This is a genomic window from Polaribacter staleyi (genome assembly GCF_038024045.1).
GTDB lineage: Bacteria > Bacteroidota > Bacteroidia > Flavobacteriales > Flavobacteriaceae > Polaribacter > Polaribacter butkevichii.
The window spans coordinates 4,268,471-4,280,623 of sequence record NZ_CP150665.1; the positions used below are offsets into that span (position 1 = coordinate 4,268,471).

Consider the following 12,153-nt stretch of genomic DNA (forward strand, 5'->3'; position numbering starts at 1 on the left):
ATATCAGTTTTATTTTATATCATTTTTGTAGGCCAGTTATTAATTCTATTTGTTTAACAAGATGTAATGATGATATCTTTCAGGGAAGCTTTTATATATAGGTAAGCAACACTTCTATTTTTAAAATATTGTGCCCCTTATTTTTAAGAAGTAACACAAGTTTTTTTAGATTTACCATTAGAAGTTAAGAATGATAATGTTATAAAAAAAACAACATATATTAATTTTATTAAGATTTATAGTGCATTCTATTTTTTAGCTCTCTTTACTAATTCTAACTTATCTGTGGTTGTTTTGGTTGTGAAAAAACCATAGTTAATGGTTACCTTTTTCTTGTCTATTCTATCGATTGTACCTACAGAGTTAGAGCCTACTACTTTTACACTATCATTGATTTGATATACATATTCTGCTTTTTCTTTGGCTATTTTGGCAGCTTCAATTTTCTTTTCCTTTCTAACTTCTATTACTTTTTGTAAAACCTCTTTTTCTACTTTTTTTATAATTTCTTGTTGTTGTTTTTCTACAACTTTAGCTTTTTGTTTTTGTGCCTTAGTTTTAGGTTGTACAGGATTTTTCATTACCTGCTTTACTTTTAAATCTGCCACCCATTTATTAAAATTAGAATTTAATTCCTTTTTATTATTGGTTTGAAAGTATTTGTTAAGCAGCTCATTTGTTTTTCTACCTAAAGAAAGCATCTTTTGGTTTTGGTCATACAGTTCTTGAAAACCAGATAATTTATCTTGCATGCGTTGTTCTTTTTCTTGCAAGTTATCCAGGTGTTTTTGACCTTTAGAGTGTTGGTTTTCTAAGTTTTCAGAAGTTTTTTGTAACCTGTTTCGTTCTTTTTGTAGCTTAGAAATGGTTCTATCTAAACGTACTTTTTCGGTTTCTACACGTTTTTTTGCTTTGTTGATAATACTAAACGGAATTCCGTTTTTCTGAGCAACTTCAAATGTAAAAGAACTACCTGCTTGCCCAACAAATAATTTATACAAAGGCTCTAAAGTACGCTCATCAAACTGCATATTTGCGTTGGTAACATTCTCTAATTCGTTTGCCAAAACTTTTAAGTTAGAGTAGTGGGTGGTTATAATTCCGAATGCTTTTTTATAATAAAATTCTTCTAAGAAAATCTCTGCCAATGCTCCTCCTAATTCAGGGTCAGAACCAGTACCAAATTCATCAATTAAAAACAAGGTGTTTTTACCACATTTGCGCAAAAAGTTACGCATGTTTTTTAAGCGATAACTATACGTACTTAATTGGTTTTCTATAGATTGGTTGTCACCAATATCTGTTAAAATAGTATCAAAAATATAAGTTTGACTGCGTTCATCAACAGGAATTAAAATTCCACTTTGTAACATAACTTGCAGCAAACCAATGGTTTTTAAAGTGATGCTTTTTCCACCAGCATTTGGACCAGAAATAACAATAATCTGTTGCTTTTCATTTAACTCAATGCTCTGAGAAACCGTATGTAAATCTTGTTGTTTATTTTTTCTCCATAAAATGGGATGAAATGCATTCTTAAAATAAATCTTTTTTTCATTAGATATTTTTGGCAAAACAGCATTCATTTCATTTGCATATTTTGCTTTTGCTCCTACCACATCAATATGTATTAAAAACGAAATATATTCTTCTAATAAATATACATAAGGACGAATAGTTGCAGATAATGTGCGTAAAATTTTTACAATTTCTTGCTTTTCATCATATATTAAATTTTGATATTCTCTGGCATAAGCAAGTGTTGCTTGTGGCGCAATATAAACGATGTTACCAGACTTTGAAGAACCTAATAAACTACCAGCTACTTTTTTTCTATGCATGGCAGAAACAGCCAAAACACGCTGATTGTCTACAACGGTTTCTTTAATATCATCTAAATATCCTGCAGAAATAGCTTTGGATAAAGCACTAGAAAAACTTGCACCAATTTTACCGCGAACATTATTAATATCTTTTCTAATTTGTTTTAAAACTTCTGACGCATTGTTTTTTACTTCTCCAGAAATATCTATTATTTTTTTGATTTCATCATCGATAAAAGTGGTGAATTCAATTTGTTGAGAAAGTTCGAAAAAAGTAGGAAACTGAACGCTAAATTTCTTAAAAAACTTAATCAATTCGTTTACAGTAAGAGATGTAGTTGCTATTTTTAAAAAAGCATCTGTTTCTACAAAACTATTTTCTATAGCTAAACGTTTTATGTTTTCGGTAATATTATCGAAGCTGTGGTTTGGAACTCTATTTTCACTCTCAAAAGAAGACACGTATTCATTTACCAAATACAATTCTTTAAAAAGTGTTTCTTTATCTGCTATAGGTTCAATTTCAGTAACTTTTTCTTTACCTAAACCAGAAATACAATAGGCAGCAACGTGTTGTAAAACGGTAGAAAACTCTAAGTCTTGTAATGTCTTGGATGATATGTTTTTATTCAAAAAAAATCGTTTTTATTTCGAACACAAATCTATAAATTCTTTTCGTTTGGTTTTAGAAACTGGCACTCTTTTTTTATTCTCTAAAATAAGGTATCCTTCGTTCTCAAAATGACGTACTTTTTCTAGGTTTATTATGTGAGATTTATGGCATTTATAAAATAAATTACTCATCATTTTTTCGTACTTACCAATGTTATAGGAACTTACAATTTCTGTATTATCAATTAAATGAATTTTTGTGTAACCATCAAACCCTTCCACATGAATTACTTCTTTTAAAGGAATAAAAGAAACCCCTTTTATTGTTGGGATAATTAGTTTATTGGCGTTAGAATTAGCTTCTAAAATAAACTGTAATAGGTGTACGTTTTTTTTATTTTCGAGCTTTAAAGCTATATTTTCTTTTGCTTTAAGAACCGATTTTATAAGATCTTCATCATCTATTGGTTTTAAAATATAACCGATGGCACTTTTTTTAAAAGCTTCTATGGCGTACTCGCTAAAAGCAGTAACAAATATTACTTGAAAATTAATTTCTCGTAATTTAGAAAGTAATTCAAAACCATCAATTCTGGGCATTTCTACATCTAAAAATAAAATATCTGGTTTATTCTTTTCGATACTTACAATGGCTTCTTCTGGATTTTGATGCGTGGCAATTATTTCTATTTCAGGAAACAGTTTTGTCATTTTTCTTTGTAACCCTTTTAGGTTAGAAATTTCATCATCAACTATAATTGCGGTTATTGTACTCATGCTTATTTGTTTTTAATGATAAAGGTTGATTTGTTTCCTCGTTCTTCTTTTTCTGGATATAACTCTTCTGTAAAATACTGAATTTCCCATTCTTCTGAAGCATTTAAATACGATAAACGTTGTTGTAAAACATTAGAAGATTTTATTTTTTTATTTTTCGATTTCGTATTTACAAAGCCAACGCCATCATCAATAATTAAAACTTTGTATGTTTTAGGGGTTATTTTAGTAAAACTAATGGTTACTGTCCCTGTATTAAATTTATTAAAAATTCCGTGATTAACCGCATTTTCTACTATGGGTTGTAATAACATTGTAGGAATCTTTGTTTTATTAAAATCGACTTTATCTTCTATACTAATTTTAAATTCTAATTTTTCTCTAAAACGTAGTTTTTCAATTTCTAAATAATTGGTAAGTAGTTTTATTTCTTCGGATAATGTAATGGTGTTTTCTTTAGAGAGCTCAAAAAAACGTCTTATTAGTTTAGAAAATTTTACCAAATATTTTTCTGATGTAGCAAAGTCGTTTTCATTAATAAAATACTGGATGGCTGCTAAAGAATTAAAAACAAAATGCGGATTCATTTGAGAACGAAGTGCTTTCAATTGAATTTCTGACAATTGCTTTTCTTGTAAATGTTTTTCATTTTTTTGTAATTGCTTTCTTTTACTTAAATACCATACTGTTCTAAAAAAGACACTTATTAATAGTAAAACAACAACTGCTTTAAACCAAATTGTTTGATACCATAAAGGCAATATTGTAAATTCAGTTTTCTTTTGAAAATTACGGGCTTTAATCGTAAAAGTATACTTGTTTGGTTGTAAATCGTTAAAATTTATATTTGTAGTTTCTGTATTTTTCCAATTATTTTGAAGCGGTGCTAGTTTGTATTGATAAGATAAGTTTTCATTTCCTTCAGAAAAGTCGAGGCTAGAAACAGAAATATTAATATTATTATTATCTATATATTTAAATGTGTTGTTGTGCTGCTTTATAAGATGATTGTTATAGCTTAATTTATCTATGTAAATATCTAATAAATGATTGGTGTTTTTTTTGTTTTTAGGCAAAATAGCAATGCCATTATTAGTACTAACAATTAAGTCGTTTTTAACAATAAAAACATCGTTAACTTGTAAAGAAGGCAAACCATTGGGTAAAAGAAGCTTTTTTTCGAGATGGTAATTATTTTCAGACAAAGCGTATTTATAAACCCCAGAATTGGTAGCTAACCAAATGGTTTTATTTTCTACAAAGGCATTATTAACAATTAAAAAATCTGATTTTGGTAATGGGTATATATCTTTTAAATCGGTTATAAAAGAGCCAAAACCATCGGTGTTTAATAACAATTGGGAGTTAGAAATTTTATTAATACTTAATATCGATTTGTTAAATTTTAAACCATTAAACGTTACTTCTTTTATTTCTTCATTTTTAAATTGCTTTAATCCGTTAGTGGTTGCAATTAAAAGTTGATTGTTAAAAATAATTAATTTGGTAATACCTCTTTGTTTGTAGGAGTTAAGAATGTTTAATTTATTTTGTGGATCAATTTTATTGATTCCTCCTGTAAAATTACCATATAAAAAAGCATTAAAATATACTAGATTTCTAGCCGTTTCATTGGTGTAAAAAGGTGGTTTGGTAAAGTCTAATTTTGTTGCTTTAGTATTGTTTTTTATAAGCTTAATTTTGTTTTTAGAAATGTAAAATTCCGTTTTTAAGGAGTCTATATAAGTGGCACTAAATAAGTGCTCTTTTTCATCAATATAAGGTAAGAATTGTTTTGTGTTAACATTGTATTTAAAAAATCCATGATTAGAGACATTTGCTATAATATTTCCGTTAATGTTATTTATTTTAGCAACATTTTGGTGATCAAATAAATACTTAATAGTAGCTTTTGTTTTAGTTAGTTTATATAATCCATTTAAAAAAGAAGCAATCCATAACGTTTCATTTTTATCAATCATAGCAAAATGGGCGTCAAATTTTTTAGGAATTAACACTGTTTTTGTAATATGATAATTAGCATCTAAAACACCTACAAACCCTTTTCCTGTAATTTGAATTTGATTATTGATTAGGTTTATTCTTGCGTATTTAGATTTTTCTAGTTGTATTTCATCTTTATAATTTCGATTGTATACTTTGCTGGTATTTAAATTTAAAATAGAGTATTCTTTATCACCGACCCAATAAAATAAACTGTCTGTTATTTGACCTCTATTAATAGGATTTGTAATTTTTTTTAAACCACTAATCTCTTTTATTTTTCCGCTTTTGTAAATTATTTCAACAGAATCTAACGTAGGTGTATTTTTTAGATAGCTAACAAGAGGGTGATGTATGTATATTTTAGACTTGTTTTTAGGAGAATTATTACCTAGTAATAATTTCCATTTGTTGTTCTCTAAATGATGTGTTCTGCTATTACTTGTTAAAATTATTTTATTTCCTACTTGACTCGTGTAATTGGGAGAAAATATTTCATTTTTAACTTCACTTTCAAAAGCATAAACACTATCATTTTTAATATAACCTAACTTTGATGTTTTAGAAAGGTACCATAGTTTTCCGTCTGGAGTAGGGTGTATTCCCCAAACATCATTGGTTGATAAACCATTACGTGTAGTAAAACTTTTTAAGGTATTGCCATTGTATTTTACTAAACCTTTATCTGTTGCAAACCAAATAAAACCCTGTGTATCTTGTATTATTTTATAGACATGATTACTTGGTAAACCTTCTTTAACTGTAATATTTGTGTATTGTTGTGAAAAGGAAAAACCCCATAACATAATTAATAGTAAAGAGATATGGAGTTTTAACATTTGCAATTTTAATTTTCCTTTTTCAAATATACGATTCTGAATGACTAATTTACAATCACTTTTTTAGTAGATGATTTGTTTTTACCAACCAGTTTAAATACGTAAAACCCTTTTGATAAATTTAAATTGGTAATTTCATTTTTACCAATATTTAAGTCTCTTTTTATAATTTCTTTTCCGATAATCGAGTAAACAATTAATTGTACTTTTTCTAAAGGTGTAATAGTTAATTTTCCTTTTGTAGGGTTTGGGAATAAAGAAAATTGTAATGTCTTAGATACATCTGTACTTAAATAACCACAATCATTATCATAAAAAGTTTGATTATCTTTATTAGGCCAAGCACCATTAGAATAAGCTGGTTCATCTACTTGAACACAACGTAAATCCGGATTATGACCAATTTCAAATTCGGTAACGTTTTGATTGTTTCCGTTTCTAACATTTAAATGATGTAAGTTGTTACTATAGCAGTTTAATGCTGTAAATAGAGAATGCATCGATAAATCTAACGAAGTAATTTGGTTGGCATAACAATATAAGGTTGTTAAAATAGAATTTTGAGAAAGATTTAATACCGTTAATAGATTTTTAGAGATGTTTAAAACTTCTAGTAGTTCAAAATCTTCAATACCTGTAGCATCGGCAATATCTAAATCGGGTACATTTAGTGTGCTTACTGTATTAATTCTAGCGGTGTATACGTAATCATCATTTGCAATACCATTACCCATACTTGTAACATCTCCTAAAGTAACAATAGCACCTTGGGCATTGTGAGTTTCTAAGTAGTTTTCAAAATTATTATCGGGTACATAGGTTTCATTAAGACTACAACTGGCTAAAAAATAACTTTGTGTATCTATCGAAGCCCAATTTGTTGTACTGTAAATAGCATTATCAACTTCAATACACATAAGATCTGGATTATTTTGCGCTTTAAAATTTTGATTAACAATTGTTATATTGTTTCCGTTTTTAAGGTTTAAACTTGTTAATTGGTTACCAAAACAATGAAGCCTAAATAACATTGGGTTTAGAGAAAGGTTTAAGCTTGTTAGTTGATTGTAGTTACAATATAAGTATGCTAAATTTGGATTTTGGTTAACATCTAAAGCTGTTAATTGATTCGAAAAACAAGAAAGATGTGTTAATGCTGTATTTTGAGAAACATTTAGACTACTTATTAGATTGTTACTACAATATAAGTATTCTAAATTAGTATTTAAAGAAACATCTAGCGTATTTATTTGATTGCTATAATTGTATAATCGAACTAAATGATTGTTTTGAGAAACATCTAAACTCGTTAATAGATTATTGTTACATCGCAAATCTCTAAGCTCTGTATTTAAAGATACATTTAAATTTGTTAATTGGTTTTGATAAGTTTGTAATACATTTAAGTTTATGTTTTGAGAAACATCTAAAGTGGTTAATTCGTTTATAGAACAACGTAAATCTACTAACGCTACAAAATCTTCTATACCATTTAAGTATGCAATATTTTTACTACTTACATCTAAATTAGTTACGGTATTAATACTTGCTGTAGTTACATAATTATCATTAGCAATTTGGTTTCCCATGCTAGTAATATCACCAAAAGGAACAATGGTACCTTGCGCGTTATGAGTTTCTAAATAGTTTTCAAAATTATCATCAGGTACGTAAGTTTCTCCAGAATGGCAATCATTAGCAAAACTTGTTGTTGTATCTATATTGGTCCAATTATTACTGCTCCAAACGTTATTATCTACTGTTATACAGTTTAAATTAGGATTTCCTGAAGTAACAAATTGATTGTAAACATGGTTTATTCCGTTAGCTACATTTAAAGATGTTAGTTGGTTATTGCTACAATTAAAAGTACGAAAATTAACAAAATGACTCAGATTTAAGCTAGTTAATAGATTGTTTTGACAGCGCAATCCTACTAAAGGATAGTTGATGTTTTGGGTAAATTCTATTGTTGTTAATTGGTTATTATAAATATATAACCAATTTAGTGATGTATTTTGAGTAAGATCTAAACTTGTTATTTGGTTATCGTAACAAAAGAAAGATTTTAAACGCACATTACTTGTTATATCTATGTTTGTTAGTTGATTATTGTAACAGTAAAAATGTGTTAAAGAAACAAAATCTTCTATACCTACTATACTGGTTATATTTTTTGAAGAAATATTTAAATGTGTAATTGTATTAATCTTTGCAGTAGTTATATAATTATCATTTGCAATACCATTTCCCATGCTGTCTGGGTTTCCAAAAGGAACAGCCGTTCCATCTGCTTTGTGTGTTTCTAAATAATTTTCGAAATTATCATCGGGCACATACGTTGCTTGAGAAAATGAAATAACCGTAATAAACAGAAATATAAATGTAAGTAGTTTTAGTTTCATACTTTTTTTGGGTTGAGCTGTTTTAAATATTTGAATTTATGTTTAGTATGGTATGTTGTTTTTAAATTAGAAAATATACATTTAAAATTAACTCTTTTTTAGGGTTTCATAAGGTGTCATCCATGTAAATGACAATTTCATTAAAAGAAAGTCGCTTTTGATGAAAGCAAAGAAAACTCCATATCACTTTTTTAAGGATATGGAGTTTCAATACTTACAATTCTAGGTTCTCTTTTTCAATATGCGTTTATAAATTATTAATTTACAATCACTTTTTTAGTAGATGATTTGTCTTCACTAACCAATTTAAATAAGTAAATACCTTTGGCTAAGTTTAAATTGGTAATTTCATTTTTACCAATTGCTATTTCTCTATTTATAATTTCTTTTCCGGTGATAGCATAAATAATTAAGGTAGCTTTTTCTAAAGAATTAATATTTATTTTTCCGTTTGTTGGGTTAGGAGATAACGAAAATTCTAATGAATTATATAGATGTGTACTTAAAGCAGTACATGCTGCCTGATTATTTACAAAGTTTGATGTAGTATCAATGTTAGTCCAATTTAAAGTTGAGTACGCAGCGTCATCTACCTCAATACAAGTTAAGTTAGGATTATTTATAGTATTAAAAAGAGTAAAATTAGTGTTGTTTCCATTTTTTACTTTTAAAGATGTTAATACATTGGATTGTGCATCTAAAGAAGATAATAAACTATGCGTACTTACATCTAAAGTACTTAGTTGATTATTGCTTACGTTTAAAGTTGTTAAGGCTGTAAAAGCATTGATACCTGTTAAATCGGTTATGTTTTTATTAGAAACATCTAAATTAGTAATGGTATTTATATTGTCTGTAAATACTTTTTGATCTGGTGTGCCAGCATCTAAACCGGCACTTATTAAAGCCATTTCAAAGTTATTGTCAGGAATCGTTGTTTCTGTAGAAACTGTGGTATTAAAAGTATTTGTAATTACAGGTGCATTATAATCGAAATAAATATTTGCTGTAGTATCAAAGGCATCTCCAATTACAGCAGTATTTTTTGGTTTTATTTTATAAAAAATCCAACCATGACTAGCAGGTTCGTTACTAGTACTGTCTGCCAATTGTATGTTTTCGAAAATAAATTCTACTTTATTTGTATTAGAAATAGCAGTCCTATAAGAATGACTTGCGGCAATTGGGGTAAAAGTTGCCATGTCTAAATCGGTATCAATAATGTCTTTTACCACAATATTAATAGCAGAAGCTGTTCCGGTATTTTGAAAACGAATTCTGTAGGTTAAATCGTTAGGTACTTGTGCAGTACTAATTTTATCACCTTCAAAACAAACTACATCATTTGGGTCATATGCATTTACAATAATGTCAGAAAAAATATGCGAATTATCTGTCGGTGTTGCATCTCCTGTTAAAGGAGTAATAGTAGTTGTGTAGCTAATTGTATCTCCTCCATTTACAGGGTTTGTAGCATCAATAGGTGTGTTAATAGTAAAGTATACATCTATAAAATTTTCTTCAAAAGGTTGTAAGTTGGTATAATTCCAACTTAAAGAATTACTTGTTTGTGTATCTGGCGTTGTACTTGCATTATTAAAAACTTCTTGGTTTTCATTAAAGTTTAAAGTAACCGTTCCGGATGGGATAATTGTAGAACCATTGTTTTTGTAAAAAATTCTTAAGTGCGTATCAAAACCAGGTCTAGACTCAGAAGTTGTAAAAGAATAAACCTCTACATCGTCTACTTGAGTATTTGCTGTAATACAAAAATTGATAGTTTCTGTATTACCAGATCCTGTAAAGTTTGTAGCCTGAGTTGTTGGTGTTGCTGTAAAAAATGAAGGAAAGTTTGGTATTAATTCTGTTGTAACATCCGTGTCGTTTATATGTATTGTATAAGTACCATCTGCAGCACTAAAAGAAGAAGCACTTACGTTTGTACTTGTTGTGTTAATTCTAGTATTTACAGATTTTGTATCGGCAGCATCGCAGCCATCATTATTAAAATCAAAAGAAACCGTACCCGTTATTGTATTAGAGTTTACGGGTACAAAAGAACAATACTCTGTAAAGTTAGTGTGTGCATCGATGCCATTACCTAAGTTTCCTGCAGCAACCAAAGCATCATCTACACAAATAGCATTTAAATTGGCATTGTTTTTAGTGCTAAAAGTATTGTAAGCTAAAGCGTTTGAGTTTCCGTTTTTAAGATTTAAAGAGGTTAGTAAATTATTATTACAGTAAATTTTATTTAAACTAGAAAAGTTATACAAATCTAATTCTGTAAGTAAGTTTCCAGAACAGATAAAACTTGTTAAAGTGTTGGTGGTAGTAGTATCTAAACTTGTAATTTGGTTATTAGAACAGTCTAAATTAGTTAAAGTAGTATTAGTTAGTGTATTTAAAGCAGTAAGGTTATTGTTAGCACAAGACAAGGTAGTTAAGCTTGTATTTGTAGAAACATCAAGCATATTTAAGTTGTTATTATTGCAATTTAATGTGGTTAAATTTATAGAAGAGCTTAAATTTAAACTAGGTAAATTATTAGCATTACAAATTAAGGCTTGTAAAGTTGCTGTAGATGGTAATATTAAACTTGTTAAAGAGTTGCTTGATGTATTTAAAGTTATTAAACCAGTAGCAACCGAAGTATCTAAAGTTGTTAAGTTATTTTGATAACACAAAAGTTTTTTTAAAGTAGTTGTAGCAGGTAGGGTTAAACTTGTTAAAGAATTAGTGTAAATAGCAAGTTCTACCAAACCTGTTAATGTAGAAGCGTCTAATGTGGTAATACTATTATTCCAACTGTGTACATATGTTAATGAACTAGAAGTAGGTAAACTTAAACTGTTAAGGTTATTATTGTAACTTTTTAAAGTAATTAAAGCAGTTTGATTTGTTAAATCTAAGCTTGTAATTTGATTATTAAAACATTCTAAATTTGTTAATTGTGTAGAAGCAGCAATATTTAAAGAAGTTAATTGATTATACTCACATTTTAAATTTTGTAATAAAGGCGTATTTGTTAAGTTTAAACTTGTTAAAATATTATTATTAGTATTAAGAGATGTTAAATTGGTTTGGTTAGATACATCTATGGTTGAAATGTTATTTTGACTTGTGTTTAATGTTACTAATGTGTTTGATGTAGGCAATGTTAAAGATGATATACCATTAAAATTTGCATTATAATTAGAGTAATTAATATTGTAAGAACAATCTAAATTTGTTAATTGGGTTAAAGCAGAAACATCTAAACTAGTTAAATCGTTAAAACTACAATTTAAAGAAGTTAAATTAACAAAAGCTTCTATACCAGTTAAATCAGAAATTCCGTCGATAAAAATACCGCCACCACCTCCGCCGCCTATACATCCAGGATCCATAATAGGGTCGCAACCACCACCAAAATCTTCATAAGATTGATGACCAGAAACATCTAAACTCGTTACAGCGGCTGCTTCTGTTACTTGTATTTCGTTATCATTATTTGTATCTATACTTGGCGAATAAGTTAAAAGTACATTTTTAAATTCATTATCAGGAATGTTTACAATTTGGCAAAAAATTGTACTAGAGATAAAGAAAAGTGCAATGGAAAGTAGTTTTAGTTTCATATTTGGGCTTTTTATTTTTTTCAAAGTTAGCTTTACTTGTCGGATAAAATTAGGGGCAAAACACTGTTTTTAA

At 28.2% G+C, this 12,153-nt stretch carries 5 protein-coding genes; all 5 read right to left on the reverse strand.

Going from position 1 to position 12,153, the window contains the following annotated elements:
• Positions 1 to 248: 248 nt before the first annotated feature.
• Positions 249 to 2,456 carry an endonuclease MutS2 gene (locus WHD07_RS17670; RefSeq protein WP_343329450.1) on the reverse strand — a complete coding sequence of 736 codons (2,208 nt, stop codon included), beginning with the start codon at positions 2,454 to 2,456 and terminating at the stop codon, positions 249 to 251.
• A gap of 12 nt (positions 2,457 to 2,468) precedes the next feature.
• Positions 2,469 to 3,212, reverse strand: coding sequence for a LytTR family DNA-binding domain-containing protein (locus WHD07_RS17675; RefSeq protein ID WP_343329451.1), 744 nt, complete (start codon positions 3,210 to 3,212; stop codon positions 2,469 to 2,471).
• 2 nt (positions 3,213 to 3,214) lie between these two features.
• Positions 3,215 to 6,055 (reverse strand): sensor histidine kinase, encoded by a 2,841-nt coding sequence (locus WHD07_RS17680; protein ID WP_343329452.1) that lies wholly within the window; start codon positions 6,053 to 6,055, stop codon positions 3,215 to 3,217.
• Between the two features lie 44 nt (positions 6,056 to 6,099).
• A complete protein-coding gene (locus WHD07_RS17685) occupies positions 6,100 to 8,460 on the reverse strand; it encodes a T9SS type A sorting domain-containing protein (protein WP_343329453.1) in 2,361 nt (786 codons plus the stop codon).
• Between the two features lie 257 nt (positions 8,461 to 8,717).
• On the reverse strand, positions 8,718 to 12,080 hold the full coding sequence (locus tag WHD07_RS17690; protein WP_343329454.1) for a DUF7619 domain-containing protein: 3,363 nt from the start codon (positions 12,078 to 12,080) through the stop codon (positions 8,718 to 8,720).
• Positions 12,081 to 12,153: the final 73 nt, after the last annotated feature.

Bases quoted from the DNA above. Each gene is read 5' to 3' on its own strand.
- WHD07_RS17675 (WP_343329451.1), bottom strand. From the start codon at position 3,212: ATGAGTACAATAACCGCAATTATAGTTGATGATGAAATTTCTAACCTA.
- WHD07_RS17680 (WP_343329452.1), bottom strand. From the start codon at position 6,055: ATGTTAAAACTCCATATCTCTTTACTATTAATTATGTTATGGGGTTTT.
- WHD07_RS17685 (WP_343329453.1), bottom strand. From the start codon at position 8,460: ATGAAACTAAAACTACTTACATTTATATTTCTGTTTATTACGGTTATT.
- WHD07_RS17690 (WP_343329454.1), bottom strand. From the start codon at position 12,080: ATGAAACTAAAACTACTTTCCATTGCACTTTTCTTTATCTCTAGTACA.